Annotated in this window: 24 protein-coding genes; 12 read left to right on the forward strand and 12 right to left on the reverse strand. The window is 72.2% G+C overall.

The window, feature by feature from the left end; all coding sequences use genetic code 11:
* Positions 1–3: 3 nt before the first annotated feature.
* Both ACZ6TI_RS35170 and ACZ6TI_RS35175 read right to left on the reverse strand, forming a co-directional pair.
* On the reverse strand, positions 4–807 hold the full coding sequence (locus ACZ6TI_RS35170; RefSeq protein WP_465349535.1) for an SDR family oxidoreductase: 804 nt from the start codon (positions 805–807) through the stop codon (positions 4–6).
* Positions 804–2,021: an acyl-CoA dehydrogenase family protein gene (locus ACZ6TI_RS35175; RefSeq protein ID WP_465349536.1), complete on the reverse strand. Its 1,218-nt coding sequence runs from the start codon at positions 2,019–2,021 to the stop codon at positions 804–806. Before ACZ6TI_RS35175 ends, ACZ6TI_RS35170 begins: the two co-directional genes overlap by 4 nt.
* A gap of 131 nt (positions 2,022–2,152) precedes the next feature.
* Between ACZ6TI_RS35175 and ACZ6TI_RS35180 the strand changes: the two genes are divergently transcribed.
* The 12 genes from ACZ6TI_RS35180 to ACZ6TI_RS35235 are packed head-to-tail and all read left to right on the forward strand — an operon-like array spanning position 2,153 to position 13,277.
* Complete coding sequence (locus tag ACZ6TI_RS35180; protein WP_465349537.1) at positions 2,153–2,710, forward strand: FAS1-like dehydratase domain-containing protein; 558 nt, start codon at positions 2,153–2,155, stop codon at positions 2,708–2,710.
* Complete coding sequence (locus ACZ6TI_RS35185; protein WP_465349538.1) at positions 2,710–3,150, forward strand: Zn-ribbon domain-containing OB-fold protein; 441 nt, start codon at positions 2,710–2,712, stop codon at positions 3,148–3,150. The genes ACZ6TI_RS35180 and ACZ6TI_RS35185 overlap by 1 nt, the downstream gene beginning before the upstream one ends.
* Positions 3,147–3,548, forward strand: coding sequence for a hotdog family protein (locus tag ACZ6TI_RS35190; protein ID WP_465349539.1), 402 nt, complete (start codon positions 3,147–3,149; stop codon positions 3,546–3,548). Before ACZ6TI_RS35185 ends, ACZ6TI_RS35190 begins: the two co-directional genes overlap by 4 nt.
* Positions 3,545–4,738, forward strand: a complete 1,194-nt coding sequence (locus tag ACZ6TI_RS35195) for a lipid-transfer protein (protein ID WP_465349540.1) — start codon at positions 3,545–3,547, stop codon at positions 4,736–4,738. Before ACZ6TI_RS35190 ends, ACZ6TI_RS35195 begins: the two co-directional genes overlap by 4 nt.
* Positions 4,738–6,180 carry an FAD-dependent oxidoreductase gene (locus ACZ6TI_RS35200; RefSeq protein WP_465349541.1) on the forward strand — a complete coding sequence of 481 codons (1,443 nt, stop codon included), beginning with the start codon at positions 4,738–4,740 and terminating at the stop codon, positions 6,178–6,180. Before ACZ6TI_RS35195 ends, ACZ6TI_RS35200 begins: the two co-directional genes overlap by 1 nt.
* A gap of 2 nt (positions 6,181–6,182) precedes the next feature.
* Positions 6,183–7,391, forward strand: a complete 1,209-nt coding sequence (locus ACZ6TI_RS35205; RefSeq protein WP_465349542.1) for an acyl-CoA dehydrogenase family protein — start codon at positions 6,183–6,185, stop codon at positions 7,389–7,391.
* On the forward strand, positions 7,391–8,512 hold the full coding sequence (locus tag ACZ6TI_RS35210) for an acyl-CoA dehydrogenase family protein (RefSeq protein WP_465349543.1): 1,122 nt from the start codon (positions 7,391–7,393) through the stop codon (positions 8,510–8,512). Before ACZ6TI_RS35205 ends, ACZ6TI_RS35210 begins: the two co-directional genes overlap by 1 nt.
* Positions 8,509–9,411 (forward strand): SDR family NAD(P)-dependent oxidoreductase, encoded by a 903-nt coding sequence (locus tag ACZ6TI_RS35215; protein ID WP_465349544.1) that lies wholly within the window; start codon positions 8,509–8,511, stop codon positions 9,409–9,411. Before ACZ6TI_RS35210 ends, ACZ6TI_RS35215 begins: the two co-directional genes overlap by 4 nt.
* Positions 9,408–10,277 carry an SDR family NAD(P)-dependent oxidoreductase gene (locus ACZ6TI_RS35220; protein ID WP_465349545.1) on the forward strand — a complete coding sequence of 290 codons (870 nt, stop codon included), beginning with the start codon at positions 9,408–9,410 and terminating at the stop codon, positions 10,275–10,277. Before ACZ6TI_RS35215 ends, ACZ6TI_RS35220 begins: the two co-directional genes overlap by 4 nt.
* The gene (locus ACZ6TI_RS35225) at positions 10,274–11,272 is read left to right on the forward strand and encodes an amidohydrolase family protein (protein WP_465349546.1); all 999 of its coding nucleotides are present in this window, start codon (positions 10,274–10,276) and stop codon (positions 11,270–11,272) included. The genes ACZ6TI_RS35220 and ACZ6TI_RS35225 overlap by 4 nt, the downstream gene beginning before the upstream one ends.
* Positions 11,269–12,063, forward strand: coding sequence for an SDR family oxidoreductase (locus ACZ6TI_RS35230; RefSeq protein ID WP_465349547.1), 795 nt, complete (start codon positions 11,269–11,271; stop codon positions 12,061–12,063). Before ACZ6TI_RS35225 ends, ACZ6TI_RS35230 begins: the two co-directional genes overlap by 4 nt.
* Positions 12,060–13,277 carry an acetyl-CoA C-acetyltransferase gene (locus tag ACZ6TI_RS35235; protein ID WP_465349548.1) on the forward strand — a complete coding sequence of 406 codons (1,218 nt, stop codon included), beginning with the start codon at positions 12,060–12,062 and terminating at the stop codon, positions 13,275–13,277. Before ACZ6TI_RS35230 ends, ACZ6TI_RS35235 begins: the two co-directional genes overlap by 4 nt.
* Positions 13,278–13,340: 63 nt before the next feature.
* Here ACZ6TI_RS35235 and ACZ6TI_RS35240 read toward each other — a convergent pair whose 3' ends face one another.
* The 10 genes from ACZ6TI_RS35240 to ACZ6TI_RS35285 all read right to left on the reverse strand — a co-directional run bounded on the left by ACZ6TI_RS35240 (position 13,341) and on the right by ACZ6TI_RS35285 (position 23,302).
* Complete coding sequence (locus tag ACZ6TI_RS35240; RefSeq protein ID WP_465349549.1) at positions 13,341–14,903, reverse strand: AMP-binding protein; 1,563 nt, start codon at positions 14,901–14,903, stop codon at positions 13,341–13,343.
* Between the two features lie 2 nt (positions 14,904–14,905).
* Entirely contained in the window at positions 14,906–15,661 is a 756-nt protein-coding gene (locus ACZ6TI_RS35245) for a CoA-transferase subunit beta (protein WP_465349550.1), read from the reverse strand.
* On the reverse strand, positions 15,658–16,521 hold the full coding sequence (locus tag ACZ6TI_RS35250) for a CoA transferase subunit A (protein ID WP_465349551.1): 864 nt from the start codon (positions 16,519–16,521) through the stop codon (positions 15,658–15,660). The genes ACZ6TI_RS35245 and ACZ6TI_RS35250 overlap by 4 nt, the downstream gene beginning before the upstream one ends.
* Before the next feature lie 23 nt (positions 16,522–16,544).
* Positions 16,545–16,988, reverse strand: a complete 444-nt coding sequence (locus tag ACZ6TI_RS35255) for a VOC family protein (RefSeq protein ID WP_465349552.1) — start codon at positions 16,986–16,988, stop codon at positions 16,545–16,547.
* Positions 16,985–18,100: an acyl-CoA dehydrogenase family protein gene (locus tag ACZ6TI_RS35260; protein ID WP_465349553.1), complete on the reverse strand. Its 1,116-nt coding sequence runs from the start codon at positions 18,098–18,100 to the stop codon at positions 16,985–16,987. The genes ACZ6TI_RS35255 and ACZ6TI_RS35260 overlap by 4 nt, the downstream gene beginning before the upstream one ends.
* The gene (locus ACZ6TI_RS35265; RefSeq protein ID WP_465349554.1) at positions 18,097–19,083 is read right to left on the reverse strand and encodes an acyl-CoA dehydrogenase family protein; all 987 of its coding nucleotides are present in this window, start codon (positions 19,081–19,083) and stop codon (positions 18,097–18,099) included. Before ACZ6TI_RS35265 ends, ACZ6TI_RS35260 begins: the two co-directional genes overlap by 4 nt.
* Positions 19,080–20,252, reverse strand: coding sequence for an acyl-CoA dehydrogenase family protein (locus ACZ6TI_RS35270; protein WP_465349555.1), 1,173 nt, complete (start codon positions 20,250–20,252; stop codon positions 19,080–19,082). Before ACZ6TI_RS35270 ends, ACZ6TI_RS35265 begins: the two co-directional genes overlap by 4 nt.
* Positions 20,249–21,112 (reverse strand): enoyl-CoA hydratase, encoded by an 864-nt coding sequence (locus ACZ6TI_RS35275; RefSeq protein WP_465349556.1) that lies wholly within the window; start codon positions 21,110–21,112, stop codon positions 20,249–20,251. The genes ACZ6TI_RS35270 and ACZ6TI_RS35275 overlap by 4 nt, the downstream gene beginning before the upstream one ends.
* Positions 21,109–22,833, reverse strand: coding sequence for an AMP-binding protein (locus ACZ6TI_RS35280; RefSeq protein WP_465349557.1), 1,725 nt, complete (start codon positions 22,831–22,833; stop codon positions 21,109–21,111). Before ACZ6TI_RS35280 ends, ACZ6TI_RS35275 begins: the two co-directional genes overlap by 4 nt.
* Positions 22,834–22,894: 61 nt before the next feature.
* A complete protein-coding gene (locus ACZ6TI_RS35285; RefSeq protein ID WP_465349558.1) occupies positions 22,895–23,302 on the reverse strand; it encodes a hypothetical protein in 408 nt (135 codons plus the stop codon).
* Position 23,303: the final 1 nt, after the last annotated feature.

Consider the following 23,303-nt stretch of genomic DNA (forward strand, 5'->3'; position numbering starts at 1 on the left):
CTCTCACGGGTGCTGGCTGGAGACCGAGACGACTTCGCCGGTCATGTAGGAGGAGTAGTCCGAACCCAGGAAGACCATCACGTTCGCGACCTCCCACGGCTCCGCCGCGCGGCCGAACGCCTCGCGACCGGTCAGCTCCGCGAGCAGTTCGTCGGTGGTCACCTTCGCGAGGAAGGCGTGCATCGCGAGGCTGGGCGAGACCGCGTTGACCCGGACGCCGTACGGCGCCAGATCGAGCGCGGCGCAACGGGTCAGCGCCATCACCCCGGCCTTCGCCGCGGCGTAGTGCGCCTGACCCTGCTGAGCGCGCCAGCCGACGACCGAGGCGTTGTTGACGACGACGCCACCGCGGCCGCGGTCGCGCATCAGGCGTCCGGCGGCCCGCACGCACCGCATCGTGCCGGTCAGGCTGACGTCGATCACCCGGTGCCACTGCTCGTCGCTCACGTCGAGGACTGAGTCCGTGCCGCCGAGGCCCGCGTTGTTCACCAGCACGTCGACGCCTCCGTACGGCTCCGCGCCGGCGAGGAGGGCACCGACCTGTTCCTCGACCGTCACATCGCAGACCTGGCCGACCACCCGGTCGGCACCGAACTCGGCTCCCAGCGCCTCGACGGCCTCGCCGAGGCGCCGCTCATGGGTGTCGCCGAGGACGACGGCGCGAGCGCCCTCCTCCAGGACTCGGCGGACCACGGCCGCCCCGATGCCGGCTCCGGCCGCCGCGGTCACCACGACCACCTTGTCGGCCAGCAGGCCGTGGCCGGGGACGTACGCCGGTGTCGCCGGCCGCTGCTGCCGCTCAGTCACTGCTTCGCCTCTCGCGGAAGGCCGAGCACGCGCTCGGCGAGGATGTTGCGCTGGATCTCGTCCGAGCCGCCGTAGATGGTGTCGGCCCGGCTGAACAGGAAGGTGCTCTGGTCGCGGTCGAGCCCGTACGCCGGCGCCACCGTGAGCGCCCCCGCAGCGCGGACCTCCATCGCCAGCTCCCCCAGGTCGCGGTGCCAGCGTCCCCACAGCAGTTTCGAGACCGAGGCCTCTGGACCTTGCGAGCCCGCGTCGTAGGCGCTCAGCGTGCGCAGCGCGTGCACCCGCATCACCTCCAGGGTGAGCCGGGCCCGGGCGATCCGGTCGGCGACGACCGGATCGTCGTACGCCCCGGTGCGCCTGGCTGTCTCGACCACGGCGTCGAGCTCGCGCGCGAAGCCGACCTGCTGGCCGACGGTGGACACGCCGCGCTCGAACCCGAGGGTGGCCATCGCCACCCGCCAGCCCTGCCCGGGCTCGCCGACGACCAGGGAGGCGTCGGTGACCGCGCCGTCGAAGAACACCTCGTTGAACTCCGAAGTGCCGGTGAGCTGGCGGATCGGGCGCACCTCCACGCCGGGCTGGTCCAGCGGGACCAGCAGGTACGACAGGCCGCTGTGCCGTTCGCTGCCGGCCACGGTGCGCGCCACCACGAAGCACCAGTCGGATTGGTGGGCGAGCGACGTCCACACCTTCTGGCCGTCGATCACCCACCGGTCCCCGTCGAGGCGTGCCCGGGTGCGCACGCCGGCCAGGTCGGAACCGGCGCCGGGTTCGGAGTAGCCCTGGCACCACAGCTCGGTGACATCGCGGATGCCGGGCAGGAACCGTGCCCGCTGCCCCGGTGTGCCCAGGGCGATCAGGGTGGGCCCGAGCAGCTCCTCCCCGAGGTGGTTGACCCGGCCGGGAGCGTCCGCCCTGGCGTACTCCTCGTGGAAGATCACTTGCTGGAACAGACTGAGGCCGCGGCCCCCGTGCTCGACCGGCCAGCCCAGGCAGGTCCAGCCCGCCACCGCGAGGTGCTGGTTCCAGGCGCGGCGCTCCTCGAAGGCCTCGTGCTCCCGGCCCGACCCGCCCGTGCCCCGCAGCCCGGCGAACTCTCCAGCCAGGTGGTCGGCCAGCCAGGCGCGCACTTCCTCGCGGAATCTCTCGTCCTCGCGGGTGTAGGTCAGGTCCACCGGCTTGTTCGCCCTCTCGTCGCTGGCCGCAGCGCACATCGTGTGGTCGCTCGGAGGGCGGCACCGGGCACGTTCCACTGACCGGGAGCGCCGGGGATCGCGGCCGCACGGCGGATGACACTCCGGCACCAGGGCGCTCCAGTCGTCAGTGCCCGGAGGAGACGAGAGCCGTGCAGGTGCAGCTCGAGGAGCTCAGACAGTTCGTCGGTGCCGAGGCCGAGCCCTCACGGGTGTCGCGGTACGCGGTCAGTGAGGCGATGATCCGCAACTGGGTCGAGGCTCACGACGACCACAACCCCGTGTACGTCGACGGCGAGGCCGCCCGGGCCACCGGACGCGAGGGCGTCGTCATGCCACCCGCGATGATCTCGACCTGGGTGATGAACGGCTATCGCCGCTGGCGAACGGTGCAGGCCGCGCGCGTCGCGGGCCGGGCCGAGGAGTTCGCCTACTCCCGCCTGCTGAAGGTGCTCGACGATGCGGGGTTCACCTCGGTGGTGGCCACCAACATGGACCAGCGCTACCTGCACGAGGTCCGGCCGGGCGACCGCATCACCTGCCACTTCACGATCGCCGACATCGTCGGACCGAAGACCACAGGCCTCGGCGAGGGCTGGTTCATCACCCTGCACAAGCGCTACGTCGACCAGGTTGAGCGGACGGTCGTGGAGGAGGATTTCCGCCTCCTGCGCTTCCGTCCCGCCACCGACTCCACCCGGGAAAGCTGATGCCGGAGCCCACCACCGCGACACCACGACCGACCTCGGTGCCGCCGCTGATCGTCACCCAGGACAACGAGTTCTGGTTCGCCGGGGCCCGCGAGGGCAGGTTGCTGATCCAGCGCTGCGCCTGCGGGACGCTGCGGCACCCGCCCGGCCCGGTGTGCCCGAGCTGCCGGTCGTTCGAGTGGGACACGCTCGAGTCCGGAGGCCGCGGCACGCTGCACTCGTGGACGGTCGTCCACAAGCCGCAGGACCCCGGTTTCCGCTACCCGCTGGTGGTCGGCCTGGTCGACCTCGCCGAGGGCACCCGCATCGTGGCCGACTTCGACGGTGTGGACGCCTCCGAGCTTTGCATCGACATGCCGGTCGAGGTCGTCTTCGGGGAGCACCCGCACGGCGAGACGCTGCCCCGGCTGCGACTTCCGTCCGAGGAGGTGGGGGCATGACAATCCCCGCGCACGCCGTCGGCTCGACCCTTCCGGACCTGGTCGTCGACCTGGACCGCACACTGATCGTGGCCGGGGCCATCGCCTCCCAGGACTTCGAGGACGTCCATCACGACCCGGGCGCCGCCCAGGCCCGCGGCACCCGCGACGTCTTCATGTCGATCAACACCACCAACGGGTTGATCGACAGGTACCTCACCGACTGGGCCGGCCCGAGCGCCCGGCTGACCTCGGTGAGCCTGCGCCTCGGCGTACCGAACTTCGCCGGCGACACCATGACGATGAGCGCCGAGGTCACCGCGGTCGAGGGCGCCGTCACCACCGTCAAGGTCACCGGCAGCAACTCTCTCGGCGTGCACGTGACCGCCACCGCCACACTGCGGGAGGCCGCTCGATGAGCAGCCGGACGATCGGCGGGTTCTCCCGCCAGGCCGCGATCGCGGGGATCGGTGCCACCGAGTTCTCGAAGGACTCCGGGCGCAGCGAGTGGCGCCTGGCCTGCGAGTCGGTGCTGGCCGCCCTGAAGGACGCGCAGATCGGCGTCGAGGAGGTCGACGGGTTCGCGCTGTTCACGATGGAGACCAACCCGGAGATCGCCGTCGCCCGGGCCCTCGGGATCCCCGAGATCAGGTTCTTCAGCCGGATCCCGCACGGTGGTGGCGGGGCGTGCGCCCCGGTGCAGCAGGCGGCGCTGGCGGTGGCGACCGGGGTCGCCGACGTCGTGGTCGTCTACCGCGCCTTCAACGAGCGCTCCGGTCACCGCTTCGGCCAGGGCCCGCCGTCGTTCGCCTACGTGCACAACACCGACCAGGAGTACCGCAACTGGATCAACCCGTACGGCCTGCTGACCCCGGCCGCGCAGGAGGCGTTCCTGGCCCGCCGCTACATGCACAAGTACGGCGCCACCAGCGCCGACTTCGGCGCGGTCTCGGTGCTGTCGCGAAAGTACGCCGCGACCAACCCGAAGGCCTGGTTCCACGGGCGCCCGATCACCCTGGAGGACCACCAGAACTCGCCGATGATCGCCGACCCGATGCGGCTGCTGGACTGCTGCCAGGAGTCTGACGGCGGCCAAGCGCTCGTCGTCGTCAGCGCCGAGCGCGCCCGTGACCTGCCGCACGAGCCGGTCCTCATCAGTGCCGCCGCCCAGGGCGTCGGTCCGCAGCAGATCTCGATGAGTTCCTACTACCGCGACGACATCGACGCGATGCCCGAGGTCGAGCTGGTCGCGCAGCAGCTCTGGAGTCAGGCCGGGCTGGGGCCGGAGGAGATCGACGCCGCGATCCTCTACGACGCGTTCACGCCGATGCTGCTGCTGCAGCTGGAGGAGTACGGCTTCTGCGGCCGCGGCGAGGCGAAGGATCTGATCGCCTCAGGCGCGCTGGAGATCGACGGCCGGCTGCCCGTCAACACGCACGGAGGCCAGCTCGGCGAGGCCTACATCCACGGCGTCAACGGCATCGCCGAGGGCGTCCGGCTGGTCCGCGGCACCTCGGTGAACCAGCCGGCCAAGAGCATCGGCAACGTGCTGGTGACCGGCGGTTCGCCGGTGCCGCACAGCGCCCTGGTGCTCAGCGGAGACCGGTGATGGGCGCCGCCGCCCCGGTCGCTCCGGTGCCCGCGACCTCGGTGCAGACCTGGCACGACGAGGCCGACGTCGTCGTGGCCGGCTTCGGCGTGGCGGGCGCCTCGGCGGCATACGAGGCCGCGGCGACCGGCGCGGACGTCCTGGTCGTGGAGCGCGCTGGTGGCGCCGGTGGCGCCGCCGCCCTCTCGGACGGCATGGTCTATCTCGGCGGCGGCACGGCCACCCAGGTCGCCGCCGGCGTCGAGGACACCCCCGAGGCGATGGCGGCCTTCCTCCGGTTGGCATGCGGACCGGGCGTCGACGAGGCGAAGATCGACCTGTACGTCGCGCGCAGCCGCGAGCACCACGACTGGCTGGTCGCCCGCGGAGTGCGGTTCCTCGGCGCCGTCTTCCCGGGCAACGTCGGTCCGTCGGCGGGCCGTGGTGAGGGACTGATGCACACCGGCGGCGAGAACGCCGCGCCGTTCGCGGACCAGGTCCGGCCCGCTCCCCGGGCCCATGTCACGCAGGGTGGCCGGCCGGGGGGCGCCCACCTGATGGCGGCACTGGTCGCGGCGGCGACGAAGGCCGGGACCCGGGCGTCCTACGACACTCGCGCCCAGCAGCTCGTGGTGGACGTGGACGGCTCCGTCGTGGGAGTGCTGGTGCGCCGCTACGGGGAGACCCACGCGGTCCGCGCCCGCCGCGGGGTGGTTCTCACCGCCGGTGGGTTCGCCTTCTCCGACGAGATGCTGGCCCGGCACGCACCGGCAGGGCTGCGGACCCCGCACCGGGTCGGGACGGACGGCGACGACGGCACCGGCATCGCGATGGCCACCGCGCTGGGCGCGCGCACCAAGCACATGGACGCCCTGGAGTGGGCCCTGCCCTTCAATCTGACCCGCGGCAACGTCACCGGGATGCTCGTCGACCAGACCGGCCGCCGCTTCATCAACGAGGACACCTACATGGGCCGGGTCGGCCAGGCCGCCATGCATCGCGACCGGGTGCTGCTGATCCTCGACGAAGAGTCCCTCGACCCGGCCCGGTGGCCGCTGCCGATCGCCTGGGCGGCTGAGACCGCCGAGGAGCTGGAGGCCGACGCGGGGCTGCCGGCCGGCTCGCTCACCAGCACCTTGGCCCACTACAACGAGCACGCCGCCGCCGGCCGGGACCCCCTGTTCGGCAAGGCGGCCGAGTGGCTGCGCCCCCTGACCGGACCACTGGCCGCCTTCGACCTGGGTCCGGCGGCGTTTCCCCACCCCATCTTCACCCTCGGCGGCCTCGACACGCTGCCGGGCGGCGAGGTGCTCGCCACCGACGGCACGCCCGTCCCTGGCCTGTACGCCGCCGGACGCACCACCTCCGGAATCGCCGCACACGGTTACTGCAGCGGCCTGTCGCTCGGTGACGGGTCCCTGTTCGGTCGCATCAGCGGCGTCAACGCCGCAGGAAGGACGTAGGGATGTATCCAGATCTCTCTCCCGCCTCCAAGAAACTGCGCCGCGACCTGCGCGCCTACTTCGCCGAGCTCATCAGCGACGCCGACCGGGCCGAACTTAGCCATCAGAACGAGGGCGGCCCGACCTTCGACCGGCTGCTGCGTCAGATGGGCCAGGACGGGTGGCTCGGCCTGGGCTGGCCCGAGGAGTACGGCGGCCGCGGCGAGGACCCCGAGGGCCTCTTCGTCTTCTACGACGAGGCGATCCGGGCCGACGCCCCACTGTCGCTGGTCACGCTGAACACGGTAGCGCCGTCCCTGATGGCGTACGGGACCGAGGAGCAAAAGGCATACTTCCTGCCGAAGATCCTCGCCGGCGAGCTGAACTTCGCCATCGGCTACACGGAGCCCGACGCCGGCACCGACCTGGCGTCCCTGCGGACCCGAGCGGTCGTCGAGGGCGACGACCTGGTCATCAACGGCAGCAAGATCTTCACCTCCGGCGGCATGTTCGCGGACTGGATCTGGCTCGCCGTGCGGACCGACCCCGACGCTCCGCGGCATCGGGGAATCTCGATCGTGATGGTGCCCACCACGTCCCCGGGCTTCTCGGTCACCCCGATCGAGACCGTCGGCGGGCACTCGACGTCGGCGACCTACTACGAGGACGTCCGGGTCCCGCTGACCAACTTGGTGGGCGAGTTGCACGCCGGCTGGTCGATCATCACCGCCCAGCTCAACCACGAGCGCGTCGCCCTGGCCGCCCGCGGGGGGATCGCCAACGAACTGTTCGACGCGACTCTCGCCTGGGCGCGGGAGACCCCGCTGGGCACGGGAACGGTGTACGACGTCCCGTGGGTGCGGGCGCGGCTGGCGCAGGTTTACGCCCTGCTGAGCGCCGGCGACCTGTTCAACCTGCGGCTGGTCGCCGACATCGCCGCCAACACCCTCACCGGCGGTGACTCCGGCGCCGCGAAGGTGGTGGGCACCGAGACCGTCGTCCAGGCCTACGGCCTGCTCCAGGAGGTGCTCGGCGCGGCCGGCCTGGTGCGCCCCGGCTCCCCAGGCGCCGTGCTGGGCGGCCGGGTCGAGGCGCTGGCCCGCCGCTCGCAGAACAACACCTTCGGTGGCGGGACGAACGAGGTGATGCGAGAACTCGTCGCCGCCAAGTCACTCGGCATGACCCTGGCGGCCCGGCGCCGCCCCGAACAGAGTTCGCAGGAGGCGCGCTGATGGACTTCCACCTGGATCCCGACCTGCGTGAGCTCGCCGATCTCGCCGCCAAGATCTTCGCGGACCGGTGCGAGCCCGTCCACGTCCGCACGGTGGAGGCGGCGCACGGCGGCTTCGACGCCGAGCTGTGGCGCATCTTGGCCGGCGCGGGTCTGATCGGGCTCACGCTGGCCGAGGAGCACGGCGGCGCCGGCCTCGGTCCCCGCGCACTGCTGGTGCTGTTGGAGCAACAGGGGCGCAAGGTGGCACCGGTCCCGCTGTGGGCGGTCATCACCTGCGCTGCCGAGCCGATCGCCGAGCACGGCACTGACACCCAGCGCGCCCGGTGGCTGCCGGGAGTTCTGGACGGCTCGCGGTTGGTCACCGGCCACTTCGAGACCGCGGCCGACGGCACGCTCCCGATCGCCGGCACCTCCGACGGCGACGGCTGGATCCTCACCGGTCGCCTCGACTGCGTCGTCGCCGCCCCGATCTCCGGGGCCGTCGTGGTGCCGTTCGGCACCGGTGACGGCGCTCGGGTCGCCGTCGTCGCGACCGACCGGCTGACCGTCCGGCCGATCGACGCCACCGACAAGAACTCCGCGGGCTCGGTGGACCTCAGCGGCCTCCGGGTCGGCCGGGACGATCTCCTCGACGGCGACGGCGACGCCATCGTCGACCGCACCCGCACCCGGGCCCGAATCGCACTGGCCGCGCTGGCAGTGGGGGTCGGGACGGAGGCGGTCGCGATCACCGCGGCGTACACCTCCCAGCGGATCCAGTTCGGCCGGCCGCTCTCCACGAACCAGGCCGTCGCCCTGCGCGCCGCGGACGCTCATCTCGACACCGAACGGATCCGGCTCACCGCGTACAAGGCGGCCTGGCATCTCGCCCGGGGCGAGGAGGCCGAGGCCCGGGTCGCCTCGCTGGTGGCGAAGTGGTGGACGGCGACCGGCGGGCTGCGCGCAGTGCACGCCACCCAGCACCTGCACGGCGGCATCGGCGCCGATCTCGACTACCCCATCCACCGCTACTTCCTGTGGGGGCGCCAACTCGCCTTCACCCTCGGATCCGCGGGGGCCGTCGAGACGGAGCTCGGCGACCTGCTGGCCGACGTCAGCCCGATCGGAGCACCCGCATGACCCATCTCGCCGTCGTCACCGGGGCCAGCCGTGGCCTCGGCCGCGCCATGGCCCGCCGTCTCGCCTCCGAAGGTATCGCCGTCGCCGCGGTCTCACGGACCCTGCACCCCGGCGACGGTTCGCTCGCCGGCTCGCTGCAGGAGACCGTCCAGATCATCGCCGCCGAGGGCGGCACCGCCCGGCACTTCGTCGCCGACCTCGGCCGGCCCGAGCTGGACCGGGCCGCGCTGCTCTCGAAGATCGAGGACGCCTTCGGCGAGCGCATCGACATCCTGGTCAACAACGCCGCCGCCGCCCGCCACCACGGCGCCTCGTTCCTGGACATCGACCGGACCATGTTCCACGACTCGGTCGAGACCAACGTCTGGAACACCTGGGACCTGATGAAGGCCGTCGTGCCGAGTATGCGGGCCCGCGGCGCCGGCTGGATCGTCAACCTGTCCTCCCGTCTCGCCGGCCCGCGGGTCGGGCCGCCGTACGCCCCGCATCCGCTGCTCGGCTCGGTGCTGTACGGATCGACCAAGGCCGCCATCGACCGGCTCAGCACCGGCGCCGCCATGGAGCTGTACGACGACAACATCGCCGTCAACACCCTGGCCCCCAACCGGGGCGTTGCCACCGAGAACGCGAAGCGCGCCGTCCCGCGCTGGCCCTCGGAGCCCGAGGAGACGATGGCGGAGGCCAACCTGCTGCTGTGCACCGCGGACCCCCGCGACGTCACCGGCCGGGTCGCCTTCTCGCTGGGCCTGATCAAGGAGTTCGACCGCCCCGTGCGCACCCTCGACGGCTCGGCGCTGCTCGCGGGCTGGCAGCCCGCCGACATCGACGCCGGCTCGATCCTCCCCGACCACCTGGTGTTCAACGCCGCCCCGCCGGTGCCGCTGGGAGCGGCCCGGTGAGCGGCGACGCGGGCGTCCTCGGCCTGCTCAGCCTCCGCGGCCGGGTCGCGTTGGTCACGGGTGCCGGCAACGGCATCGCGCGGGCCACCGCGTTGCAGCTGGCGACGGCCGGGTGCGACGTCGCGGTCGTCGACATCAACGGCGACGACGCCGCCCGCACTGCCGAGGAGGTCCGCGAGCTGGGCCGCCGGGCGCTGGCCGTGCAGGCCGACGTCACCGACCCGACCGCGCCGGCGCGGATGGTCGCCGAAACCTGCGAGGGGCTGGGGGAGCTCTCGGTGGCGGTGAACGTCGCCGGCGGCACCGCCGGGGTGAACAGGTCACTGCTCGACATGAGTCTCGACGAGTGGCGGCGTCCGCTCGCCCTCAACCTGGACTCCACCTTCCTGTCGGTCCAGGCCGAGGCGATCGCCATGATCCGCAGCGGCCGGGGCGGCTCCGTGGTCAACGTCGGATCGACCAGCGGGATCGCGGCGGCGCCCAACATCGCGCCCTACGGTGCCGCGAACGCCGGCGTCATCCACCTCACCAAGACCGCCGCGATCGAGCTCGCGCCGTACGGCGTCCGGGTCAACTGTCTGGTCCCCGGCACCCATTGGACCGTCGGGACGCGCGCCCACATGAACAACCCCGACGCCCCGGCGTCGGTACGCGAGTTCTTCGCCCGGTCCGCCGCTGTCACCCCGCTGGGCGACCTCGGCGCGCCCGCACAGACCGCCGGCGTGGCGCTCTTCCTGGCCTCCGAACTGTCGTCCTACATGACCGGCAACTCGGTCGTCTCAGACGGCGGCATCCTGCACACCACGGCCCGGCCGGCGTTCGGCGGCGGCACTGTCCCCGACGCGATCAAGGAGTACGTCCGGTGACCGAGCTGACGATCATCGACATGCACTGCCACCTATACCGCTCGCCGGAGCACGGCCGGGAGATGCGCGACTACTTCCTCACCGCTCCGCTGGTGAAGCCCGGGGCGAGCAACCTCGGCACCCTGGCGGAGTTCGAGGAGATGATGGACGCCTGCAGCATCTCCTCGTGCAACGCGTTGATGCTGACCTGGACCGGGCGCTACCACCGGCACGGGCAGTACCTTCTCCCCGACGACCCCGCCGAGCGCGCCGCGGCCGACACCGAGCTGAAGGCCCGCGCGGCGCGGCGCGCCCACGACAACAACACGTGGGCAGCGCGGGTCACCGCCGCGAACGAGCGGTTCAGCTACTTCGCCGGCGTCAACCCGCTGGTGATGGGGCCCGAGGGAGCGGCGGAGGAGGCGGCGGCCCAGCGTGCGCAGGGCGCCCTGGGCGTCAAACTCAGTCCCGGTGACATCGGGGCGCCGGGCGGCGACCCGGCGTACTTCCCGCTCTACGAGTACTGCGTGGCCCATGACGTCCCGATCGTGACCGAGACCGGCGGGCACAACCCGAACGTCCGCCCGGCGGGCTTCACGGAGGCGCTGGCTGCGTACCCGGACCTGAAGATCTGCTTCGCCCACTTCGGCCATGACAAGGCGCTGCGCGGGCCGCTCGACCTGGAGGTGCTGGAGCTGGCCCGGCGCTACGAGCGGGTCTACACCGACACGTCGCTGCGCCTGAACGAGGTGTACGACGGCACCTGGACGCCCGAGGACATGGTCGCCCACCTGCGTGATCTGGGCATCGGGCGCGCGATGTTCGGCACCAACTACGTCTTCTCCGACCTGCTGAACACTCGCCCCGGCCACGTTGCCGCTCCCGACCACGTGGATCCGCGGTTCACGCAAGTGTGGAAATCCGTGGACGTGCTGAAGAAGCTCCCGCTGTCCGACGACGAGCTGGCCGGCCTGGCCGCGGGGAACTTCCTGAGGTTCACCGGCCGCGCGGCATGACCGACCTGCTGGACATGTGCGGCCGGGTGGTCGTGGTCACCGGAGGCAGCCGCGGCATCGGCCGCGGGATCGTCGAGACCTTCCTGGACCGCGGCGCCGTCGTCGAGACCTGCGGACGCGGCGTGCCCGCGCTGCTCCCCCACGTCGGCAACCGGAAGGCGGGCTTCACCGCCCTCGACGTGCGCGACCCGGCACAGGTGCAGGCCTGGGTCGACGGGATCGTCGCGCGCCACGGCGGGATCGACGTACTCGTCAACAACGCCGGCGGAGCCCCGCTGGTCGACTTCTCCGACTCCTCGGTGCGGCTGCTCACGAAAGTGCTGGAGCTGAACCTCACGTCCGCGATCCTGGTCACCCACGCGGCCCGGGACGCGCTCCGCGACGGGTCGGTGGTCCTCTCGATCACCTCCATGTCGGGTGCGCGGCCGAGCCCGGGCTCGGCCGTGTACGGCGCCGCGAAGGCCGGCCTGGACGCGCTGACGGCGTCGCTGGCCGCCGAGTGGGCCCCCCGGGTCCGGGTCAACGCCCTGCGCTGCGGACACGTCGATTCCGCCGGCAGTGATGACCACTTCGGCGACGACGAGTCTCGCGCCCGGATCACCGCGACGATCCCCCGTGGACGGTTTGCGACCCCTGGCGACGTCGGCGGCGTCTGCCTGTTGCTCGCCTCCCCGCTCGCCGGCCATGTCTCCGGGGCCGTCCTGGACGTCGACGGCGGCGGCGAGTGGCCCGCCTTCCTGATGGAGAGCCGGCTGGCTGCTCTCCCCCGAACCGCAGGAGAGAACCCGTGACCGGAGCCGTCATCGTCGCCGCCGCTCGCAGCCCGATCGGCCGCGCCCACAAGGGCTCACTCGCCGGGATACGGCCGGACGACCTGGGCGTCCAGATCGTCGGGGCCGCCCTGGCGCAGGTACCCGAGCTGGACCCGCACACCCTCGACGACCTGATGCTGGGCTGCGCCCAACCGGCCGGTGAGCAGGCCTACAACTTGGCTCGCCTCGTCGGCCTCGGCCTCGGCCTCGACGACGTCCCCGGCACCACGGTCCACCGCTACTGCGCCTCGTCGGTGCAGACCACCCGGATGGCCTTCCACGCGATCAAGGCCGGTGAGGGCCGGGCCTTCGTCTCCGCCGGCATCGAGTGCGTCTCCCGCTACGGCCGCGGCAAGTCCGACGGCATGGAGGACACCAAGAACCCCCGTTACGCCGACGCCATGGCACGGACCGCCGAGCGAGCCGCGGACGGCTCGGGCTGGACCGATCCCCGGCGTTCCGGCCTGCTGCCCGACCCGTACATCGCGATGGGCGAGACGGCCGAGAACGTCGCCGCCGCGTTCGACGTCAGCCGTGCCCGTCAGGACGAGTGGGGGGTCCGCAGCCAGAACCGGGCCGAGGCGGCCGTCGCCCGTGGATTCTTCGAGCGCGACATCACCCCGGTCACGTTGCCCGGCGGCACCGTGGTCGCCACCGACGACGGACCGCGCTCCGGCGTCACCCTGGAGAAGGTCTCGTCCCTGACTCCCGTCTTCCGCCCTGACGGGACCGTGACCGCCGCCAACTGCTGCCCGCTCAACGACGGCGCGGCCGCCCTAGTGGTGATGGCCGACACCCACGCCGCCGACCTCGGTATCACGCCGCTGGCCCGGATCGTCTCCACCGGAGTCTCCGCACTCAGTCCCGAGGTGATGGGCCTGGGCCCGGTCGAGTCGTCGCGCCGGGCCCTGGCCAACGCCGGCCTGTCGGTCGCCGACCTCGACCTGGTCGAGATGAACGAGGCGTTCGCCGCCCAGGTCCTTCCCTGCATCGACGAACTCGGCCTGGACGAGGACGTCGTGAACGTGAACGGCGGCGCGATCGCGCTGGGCCACCCGTTCGGCTCCACCGGAGCCCGGCTCACCACCACCCTCATCAACGGACTCGTGGAGCGCGACGCTCACCTCGGTCTCGTCACCATGTGCGCGGCCGGTGGACAGGGCATGGCGCTGGTGATCGAGCGGCTCAGCTGAGCACGGACGACGACCACGGAGCCGGGCATCCCAGGATGCCCGGCTCCTGCCGCGTGGTGCGGGTCAGCGCAGCATCGCCTTGAGCACCTTGCCCGCCGCGTTGCGCGGCAGCTGCTGCACCAGCCTCACCCGGCGCGGAACCTTGTAGTTGGCCAGTCGCTCGCGCAGCCAGTCCGCCAGCGCCTCCGGCTCGGCGCGCCACCCCGGGCGCAGCACGACATGGGCGTGACAGACCGCACCCATCCGCTCGTCCGGCACACCGACGACGGCGGACTCGGCAACCGCCGGGTGGCGGGCCAGCACGTTCTCCACCTCGACCGGCGAGACGTTGAAACCACCCACGATGACGATGTCCTTGATCCGGTCCACGATCGTGACGCAGCCGTGCTCGTCCAGCCGGCCGACGTCACCGGTGTGCAGCCAGCCGTCCCCGTCGACCGCCCGGGCGTTCCCCTCCGGATCCTCGAAGTAGCCGAGCATGACCAGCGGCCCGCGCACCAGGATCTCGTCGCCGTCGCCGAGCCGGACCTCGATCCCCGGCACCGGCGGCCCGGTCGTGCCGCGGACGTGCTCGAGAGGTTCCCCGTCGCCCGACATCGTCACCAGCACGCACTCGGTGAGACCGTAGGCCTGCTTCACCTCGTCGAAGCCCAGCAGGTGCACCATGTCCTCGAAGAGAGACTCGGCGACGGCCGTCGCCCCGCAGGTGGCGAAGCGCAGTGAGGACAGGTCGAAGTCGGTGCGCCGGGGTTCGCCCAGCAGACCGAGGAACAGGGTCGGCGGCCCCGGCAGCACGGTGACCCGCTGATCCTGCACCAGCTCCATCAGCAAGACCGCGTCGAAGACGTCCACCGGGAGCACCGTGGCACCGGCGCTCAGGGACGCCAGGACTCCGGCCTTGTAGCCGAAGGAGTGGAAGAACGGGTTGACCACGGCGTACCGGTCAGCCGCCGTCAGCCCGGCGCCGTCGGCCCAGGCGACCGCGGCACCGACGGTCTGGGCGTGGGTGCTCATCACGCCCTTCGGGGCGCCGGTGGTACCTGAGGTGAACAGGATGTCGCAGACGGTCTCGGGCGTGACCGCCTCGACAGCGGAGCGGAATGCATGCTCGTCAAAGGCATCGGCAGCGGCCAGGAACTCCTCCCACCTCAGCACCCGGCCGCCGAGGTCGTCGGTCTGCGTCCCCACGAGATCGACGACCAGGGCGAGAGCGGGCAGACCGGGCCAGGCGGCGGGCGAATCCGGTGCGATCTCGGCGCCGGCGTCGGCCAGCATCCGGAGATGATCGATGCCGAGGAAGCCGCGCGCCACCACCAGGGCGCCGGCTCGGGAACGGGCCAGCACCTCGTGCGCCTCATGCCCCTTGTAGCGGGTGTTCAGCGGCACGAGGGAGGCGCCGATGCACTGCGCTCCCAGGAGCGCCGCGACGTACTCCCAGCGGTTCGGGCTCCAGACCGCCACCCGGTCTCCCGGCTCCACGCCCAGCGCGAGCAGCGCCCGGCCGACCCGGTGCGCGGTCGCCTCCAGTTCGCGGTAGCCGATGCTGGTGGCGCCGTCGACGACCGCGGGGTGGTCACCGTGACGGGCGGCGCCGTCCCGCAACAGCTTCGCGACGGTCGTGGCCATGCTCAGCCCCGGACCTCTCGGTCCCGGAGGTTGCCGGGATCGATCACCGTGCGGATCAGCTCCCGCTCCTCCGCGGTCGGTTCCCGGGTGACCGCGTCCGTGGAGACGTCGATGTCGAAGCCGGTGGCCGCCTGCACGTCCTCGGCGGTGACACCGGGGTGGAACGACCGGACCTTCAGCCGGCCGTCCCCGGCGTAGTCGAGGACGGCCAGGTTGGTGATGACCAGGCCGAGCTCGTGATAGCGCAACGCAGTCGAGCGGTGTGCCCGTGCCCGGTCGTTGCCGACCCCGGAGACGATGTCGACGGCCTCGACGAAGACCCGGACGTCGTGCCGGGCCACCCAGTAGTCGACCCGGTGGTTGACGGTGTTGCCGGGGGCGCCGCGCACCCCGATCAGCTGCCGCTTGGGCCGCCGCCAGTCGCCGATGGCGGAGATGTTCTGGTTGCCCCACTGGTCGATCTGACTACCGCCCATCATCGACTGGCGGCGACCCGAGTTGACCACCTCGAAGATCCGGCGGTACGGCGCCCACCCCTCGATCTGGCCGCCGTGGGCGGCGCTGCGGCCCAGCGGCGGCGGCTCGCTCATGAAGAACGACTCGCCGTCGCCGACGACGAGGTCGGGGTTGTGGGTCAGCTTCGCCAGCCGGACGCCGATCGCGGGGATGGTGCCCACCCCGTGTGCCAGCTTCTCGCCGGCGTCGCGCCAGGCGTCCGAACAAGCGACGACGCAGATCTCGGCACGGGTGACCCTCACCGGGAGCCCTCCTTCGCGAAGGCCATGACGGCGGCCTGGTAGTCGGTCTCGGACCCGGAGAGGAACCGGTCGTGGAACGCCTGCCACCCGGCCGCGTCCTTGCCGGAGTCGGCGTAGACCCGCTGGAACGCCTCGTCCCGGCCGTGGTCGGGCTCGCAGGAGGTGAAGTGGGCGCCGTTCGGGGTCTCGATGACGCCGTCGACGAAGATCCGGCTGACCAGCAGCGACTGGACCGGCGCGGTCGCGGTGAGCTCGGCGGTCGGGACCACCTTCTCGACGCTCAGGAACGTCTTGTCCGCGGCCTGGGCGAACAGGTCGTCGAAGTACGGGTCCGCGCCGAGGTACTGACCGTTGCCCGCCGCGTCGGCGCGGTTGAGGTGGATCAACGAGACATCCGTCCGCAGTCCCGGCATCGCCACGTAGACGTCGTCGTCGTAGGGCGACTCGATCAGCCTCAGCCGCGGGTTCATGTCCAGGACGCCGCTCTCCAGGCCGGCGCGGGTCGGGGTGAAAGACAGCCGCGCGGCGCCGGCGCGCAGGCCGGCCAGAAACATGCCCTCGTCGTACTCCTCGACCTCGATGCGGCCGTTCTCACGAGCGGAGCGGAAATGCGGGTCGAGCGGGATGCTGTCCAGCGAAACGAAGCCGTACACCGCCTTGCGCACCTTGCCGGCCGCGCACAGCAGGCCCACCTCGGGACCCCCGTAGCTGACCACGGTCAGGTCCTTCAGGTCGCTGCGCAGGATCTCGCGGATCAGCGCCATCGGCTTGCGTCGCGACCCCCAGCCTCCTACGCCGATGGTCATTCCGGACTCGAGGTGCGTACTGAGCTCCTCGAGCGGCATGGTCTTGTCGGCCACGCCTCCTCCTTCTCTGGTCGGGGTCACGCGGTCGGCGAGCACGGCGGCTCGAGCAGCTCCACCCGCACCCGGTCCGGGTCGAGGACGTAGACGGCCCGGTAGCCGGCAAGTGGGGTCGAGAGGGTGATCGGGGCGGAGAGCGCCGGGACGCCGCGGGCCATCAGCCGGGCCAGCAGCCCGTCGAGGTCGGTCACGGCGAGCGCCACGTGGGCCGCGCCGGCGTGGCCGTTGTCAGGGTCGACCACCATGTCCGAGCCGCCGTCGTACTGGAGCAGCTCGACGACCGCGGTGCCATCGGGCGGGGTCACGAAGGCCTGCCGCACCACGATGCCGGGGTAGCCGGTGACCGCGTCGATGCGCGGGCCGCTGCGCTCGTACGGGCCGTCGACGGCCCCGCCGAGCAGGTCGGCGTAGAAGCGCAGCGACCGGGTCATGTCGCTGACGGTGATCCCGACGTGGTGGATCACGACGGGTCCTGGAAGAGCAGGGCGCGACGGTGCTGCCGGGCCGCACCGAGCAACTGACCGGTGAGGTGGGCGCGCTTGAAGTAGCGGTGCGCCTCGTGCTCCCAGGTGATGCCGATGCCGCCGTGCAGCTGGATCATCTCGCCCGCCACGGCGCTGAACATCTCGGAGCACCAGGCCTTGGCGACCGCGGTCTGCCGGGCGGCGTCCGGGGCCTGCCGGGCGACCGCCCAGGCAGCCGACCAGCTGGCGGAACTGCCGGCCTCGAGGAGCACCAGCAGGTCGGCGACCCGGTGCTTGAGGGCTTGGAACGAGCCCAGCGGGCGGCCGAACTGGTGCCGCTCGGTGAGGTGGCGGACGGTCCGGTCCAGGGCCGCCCGGGCGCCGCCGACCTGGAGAGCGGTGAGAGCCACAGTGGCGTGGTTGCGGAGCCGGCGAATCGCTTGGGGGGCGTCGCTCAGCAGCGTGGCCGGAGTCGAAGCGAGCTCGACGGCGGATACCTCGACGGACTGGTCGAGAGCGGCCGCGGGCCGCCAGCCGGCACCATCGGTGACCTCGAAGAGCGCCGGTCCCCCGGGGGTCGCGGCCACGGCCAGCAGGACGCCGGTGCCGGCTCCGAGGACCAGGCCGACCCGGCCGGTCACGGTCCAGCCGCCGTCCTCTGTCGCGGTGAGCGCGCCCGCCTCGTCGCCTCCGGCACTGGTCAGGCCCGCCCACGCGACCGTGCCGAGCTGCGCTCCCGCCGCGATCGCCGGCAGGATCCGGGCCGCTGCGGTCCGGGCCCGCTCCCCTGCGCTGCCCGGGTGGGCGGCGGCGGCGAGCAGCGCCTGCACCGTCAGCACCCCGGTCGGCAACAGCGGGCTCGGGGTCAGCGGGCCGCCGAGTGTCTCCAGTACCAGGTGGGTCTCGAAACTGCTGGCGCCGGCTCCGCCGTACTCCTCGGGCACCGCGAGGGCGCACACCCCGACCTGCTCGCAGAGCTGTGCCCAGAGCACCTCGTCGTGGGTGTACGGGTCGGCCGGTCCGAGCCCCGCGGAGACGTCGCCCCGCCGGCTCAGTACCTGCCGGACGGTGCGGACCAGTTCCTCCTGGTCCTCGTCGAGGCCGAACCTCATCGCCGATCACCCACCAGGGCGGTCAGCACCCGACCGCGGTGGAAGTCCTGCGTGCCCCAAGCCGACGACAGGGCGCGGACCTTGGTAAACCAGAGGCTGAGGTCGTGCTCGAGGGTGTAGCCAATCGCACCGTGCACCTGGAGCGCCGTGCGCGCGGCCCGCCAGGCGGCGTCGGTCGCGGTGACCTTGGCGGCGGAGACGGCCCGCGGAGCGTTCTCGTCGACGGCGTCGAGGGCCAGGGCGGCGCCGTGGACGAGCGGCGCGGCGAACTCCAGACCCACCTTCACGTCGGCCATCAGGTGCTTGACGGCCTGGAACTCGCCGACGGGCCGGCCGAACTGGGTCCGGACCCGCACGTGGTCGACGGCGTCGGCGAGCAACCGCTCACCGGCGCCGAGCAGCTGGGCCGCGGTGGCGAGCGCGGCGTGATCGACGGCTCGGGCCACGTCGGTTCCGGCGTCCCCGAGCAGGCTCTCGGCGACCAGGTCGGCCGGCGTCCGGGTGGCGTCGACCGACCGGTAGCTGGTGCCGACCGCGGCCCGGTGCACCCCGGTGCCCCGGACCAGCAGGGCGACGTCCGTGCCGCGAGTGTCGCCGGCCCGCGGTGAGAGCTCCTCGACCGCGGCCGCGATCCGGCTGCGGCCCGCGGCGACGGCCCCGAGCAGGTCCCCACTGCCGTCGACGCCTCGCAGCAGCACCGGCGCGAAGCCCGCCGTCTCGGCCCAGGGACCGGGTACGGCGTGCCGGCCGAGGACGCGGAACGCGACCGCCAGGTCGACCGGTCCGGCTGCGATCCCGCCGTGCTCCTCGCCGACCAGGAGGGCCGGCAGACCAAGCGCGCTCAGCTCCCCCCACAGCGCCTCGCCGGGGCCGGTGTCGCCGCTCGCCCAGGCCCGGGCCACCGCGGGCGTCTCGGCGCCCTTGAGCAGGTCGTGCAGGACGGCGGCGAAGGCCCGCTGCTCAGCAGTGGTTCCGAATCTCATCGTGCCCTCCCGCTGTCGCCGCGGGGCAGGCCGAGGACCCGCTCGGCGACGATGTTGCGCTGGATCTGGTTGGTGCCGGCGTAGATCGGCCCGGCCAGGGCGAAGAGGTGGCCGTCGGTCCACGCCCCTTCGGCGGGCGCCTCCGGACCGCGGAGTTCCCCATCGGCGCCCAGCAGGCCCAGCGCGGTCTCGTGCAGGTCCAGGTCCAGCTCGGACCAGAAAATCTTGTTGAGGCTGCCCTCCGGGCCGACGCTGCCGCCGGCCTCGACGTGGGTGACCGTCTGCCAGGTGTAGAGCCGGTACGCCTCGGCGCGGATCCAGGCGTCCACGACCGCGTCTCGCGCGGCGGGCACCGCCTCGCCACGTTCGAGCCAGAGCGCGACCAGCCGGTCCGCCGCGGCGCAGAACCGGCCCGGCGATCGCAGTGAGAGGCCCCGCTCGTTGCCGGCGGTGCTCATCGCCACCCGCCAGCCGTCACCGACTCCGCCGAGCACGTCGGTGTCCGGGACGAACACGTCGGAGAAGAAGATCTCGGCGAAGCCCGGATCGCCGTCGAGCTGCAAGATGGGACGGACCGTGATCCCGTCGGCGTCCAGCGGGAACAGGAAGTAGGTGAGGCCGGCGTGCCGCTGGGCCCCAGGATCGGTCCGGAACAGCCCGAAGCCTCGGTTGGCGAAGGACGCGCGGGAGCTCCAGGTCTTCTGGCCGTTGAGGATCCAGCCACCCCGTCCCTCGTCCCGCACCGCGCGGCTACGGATGCCGGCCAAGTCGCTGCCGGCTTCCGGCTCCGACCAGGCCTGGGCCCAGACCTGGGAGCCGTCAGCCATCGACGGCAGGTACACCCGCTTCTGCTGCTCCGTCCCGTGCTCGAAGATGATCGGGGCAAGCAGCGAGATGCCGTTCTGCGCGATCCGCGTCGGGCAGCCGGCCAGGTAGTACTCCTCCTCGAAGAGCACCCACTCGGTCAGGCCGGCACCGCGACCTCCGTACTCGGCCGGCCAGGAGACCACCGACCAGCCCGCCTCGGCCAGGGTCGCCTCCCAGGCGCGGTGGGCGGCCGCCCCTTCCCGGGTGTCCATCGACGGCAGCCGACCTGGGGAGTTCGCGCGGAGCCAGCCTCTCGCCTCGGCCCGGAACGCCTCCTCCGCGGCACTCAGCCCCAGGGTCATGCCGCACCGTCCGCGGCCTTGTTGGCGCGCGCCATCGCGCGGGCGTCCAGCCCGGCGAGCGAGTCGGCCTCGACCTCGGCGTTGTGGGCATGGGCGGCGTGGTGCAGGCCGAAGACGGAGTCCATACCGGCCCGCATGCCCATCAGGTCCTCGCACTGGTTGATCGCCTTCTTGGTCAGCGTCAGGCCCAGCCGCGGCATCTCGGCGATCCGCTCGGCCATCGCCATCACCGCGTCCTCCAGCTCCGCGCGCGGCACGACGTGGTTGACCATGCCGAGCTCCCTGGCGCGCTGGGCGTCGAAACGACCGCCGGTGTAGAGCAACTCCTTGGCGGCCCGCGGGTTCATCACGAAAGGATGGGCGAAGTACTCCACCCCGGGGATGCCCATCCGGACCACCGGGTCGGAGAAGAACGCGTCGTCGGAGGCCATGATGAAGTCGGCCGACCAGGCCAGCATCAGGCCGCCGGCGATGCAGGCACCCTGCACCATCGCGATCATCGGCTTGGGCATCTCGTGCCAGCGTCGGCACATACCCAGGTAGACCTCGGACTCGCGGGCGAAGCGCGAGTCCACACCTTCCTTGCCGACGTGGTCGTACCAGATCACGGCTTTGCGGTCGAAGGACACGTCGACGTCGCGGTCCGGCGTGCCGATGTCGTGCCCACCGCAGAAGTGCTTGCCGTGGCCGCCGAGCACGATCACCTTGACGGAGTCGTCGTTCACGGCGCGGAAGAACGCCGCGTCGAGGGCATAGGTGACCTTCGAGTTCTGGGCGTTGCTGTACTCCGGGCGGTTCAGCATGACCACGGCCACCGGCCCGCGGGTCTCGTAGGTGACGACCTCGGTCTCGTCGCTCATCGTCTCTCCAGGTCTGCTCGGCTGTCCGCGGGCGCGGGCAGGTGGGCGGTCCGGCCGTGCGCGGCGAACTCACCCTCCAGCGTGTGGCGTTCAGCGGCGGTGAACGGCTGGTACAAGGGGGTTCGCCCGACCCGGACGAACACCGGATCGGAGGTGTCCCACGCAGCGTGGCGCAGCGGCGCCTTGTCGACCTTGCCGCTCCCGGTGAGCGGCAGGGCATCGACGACCCGCAGGAACGTGGGCCACCACTTCGCGCCCATGTCCTGCTGGGCGGCGAGGAACCCGCCGAACTCGACCGGGTCCAGCTCCGCACCGGGGCGCAGCTCCAGGCAGGCCATCACGCGATCCCCGGTGACCGGGTCCGGGACCGCGAAGACCGGTGCACCGGCGACCGCCGGATGACGTTGGAGCACCCGCTCCACCTGCGCGGCGGCGAAGTTCTCCGAGTCCACCCGGATCCAGTCCGAGGACCGTCCGGCGAAGTAGAAGAAGCCGTCGGCGTCCCGGTAGGCCAGATCGCCGGACCAGAAGTCGTCGCCCCTGACCCGGTCGGCGTGGGCCGCGTGGTTCTTGTAGTAGCCCTCGAAGGTGTGCGCGAGCCCGACGGCGACGATCTGACCCACGGCCTCGGGATTGGTAAGGCGCCCGGTGGCGTCGAAGACCGCGCGCGGGCACTCGGTGCCGTCCGCCTCCGAGAGCACCCGGACGTCGGCGCCGCCCGCGGGAAGCCCGAGGGAGCCGGCCGGGGTGTCGGGCGTGCGGTTGATCCGGAAGACGCCCTCCGAGAGGCCGTAGCCCTCCAGCACCCGGCAACCGAACCGGTCCCCGAAGCGCTGTACGTCGGCTTCCGAGGCCTCGGTGCCGAAGGCGAGCTCCAGCCGCGACCCGGAGTCCTCGGGGCGCTCGGGGTGGGCGAGGACGTACGACAGGGCCCGGCCGACGTAGTTGACGTAGGTTGCGCCGAGCCGGACCACGTCGTCGGCGAAGCGCGAGGCGGAGAACCGGCGCACCATCGCGACCTGGGCGCCGACGTACATCGCGGCGACCAGGTTCATCATCAGCGAGTTGCCGTGGAACAGCGGCATGCACAGATAGGTCACCGAGTCGCGACGCAGCTCGACGCGGCCGGTCAGCACCGGAGTGGCCCGGGCCAGGCGACCCTGACCGAGGATGACGGCCTTCGGGGCGCCGGTGGAGCCGGAGCTGTACATCAGGGCGTAGATGTCCTCCGGGTCCGGCCGTACGTCGGGCAGCGCGGCGCCCCGCAAGCCGTCCAGGAGTTCCGCGTACGCCGGGGTGTCGACGTCGTGGATCCGCTCGGCCGGGACTCCGTGGTCCTGGCCGTCCACCAGGTGCCGCCACCTGCCCTCGGTGATGATGAGGTCGACGTCGGCGTGAAGGATGTCAACGGCCAGCTCGGTCGCACTGCGACTGGAGTTGATGCCGACCAGGACCGCTCCGGACAGACCGGTGGCGGCGGCCCAGAACACGAAGTCGGGGACGTTGTCGAGCAGGACCCCGACGTGCACGTGGCGTCCCGTCGGTCGCGGCAGGGACGCCAGGTAGGCAGCGCGGTCGGCCCCCTCCTGGACGATCTCGCCCCAGGTCCAGCGGGCTCCCTCGAAGCGCAGCCCCGCCTTCTCGTCGCCGTGGCGCAGGCGCACGACGTCGGCGAAGGTCCGGAGGTCGGGGTCGGGGTCGGCGGCCACGTCGGTGGTCATTGGGACTCCTGGTTCGACGACGGATGGTGTGCGGCGAACCTAGGAATCCGCCCAGGAACCGTCAGAGGAGTTCCCGCTGGCCGGACACACCGTCGAGCAGCGGGGTCAGCCGCTCGTCGCGCGTGCGGTTCTCCAGCAGCTGGCGCAGCAGCCACAGCCGCAGCACCCGGGTCAGGGAGCCGGTGACGAACAGCGCGGCGCCCACCACTGCCAGGGCCAGCAGCGCGATCGCCAGCACCTGGGTGGACGCGATGTCGCGGGCGTCGTCCTGCGAGAGCGTCACCTGGTACTGCACGAACGCCCCGATGACACCTCCGGTCATCAGCAGCGCCCCGAGCACGAGCAGCAGCTTGTCACCGGACGAGCCGGTCCCCTTCAGGCGGTGCTCGGAGACGGCCTTCTCGAACTCGTCGCGGCGCACCGCGGGCTGCTGTCCGGCAGGCACGGTGGTGGGGGTCTCGGTGGGCATG

This window comes from Actinoplanes sp. NPDC051388 (assembly GCF_055586225.1).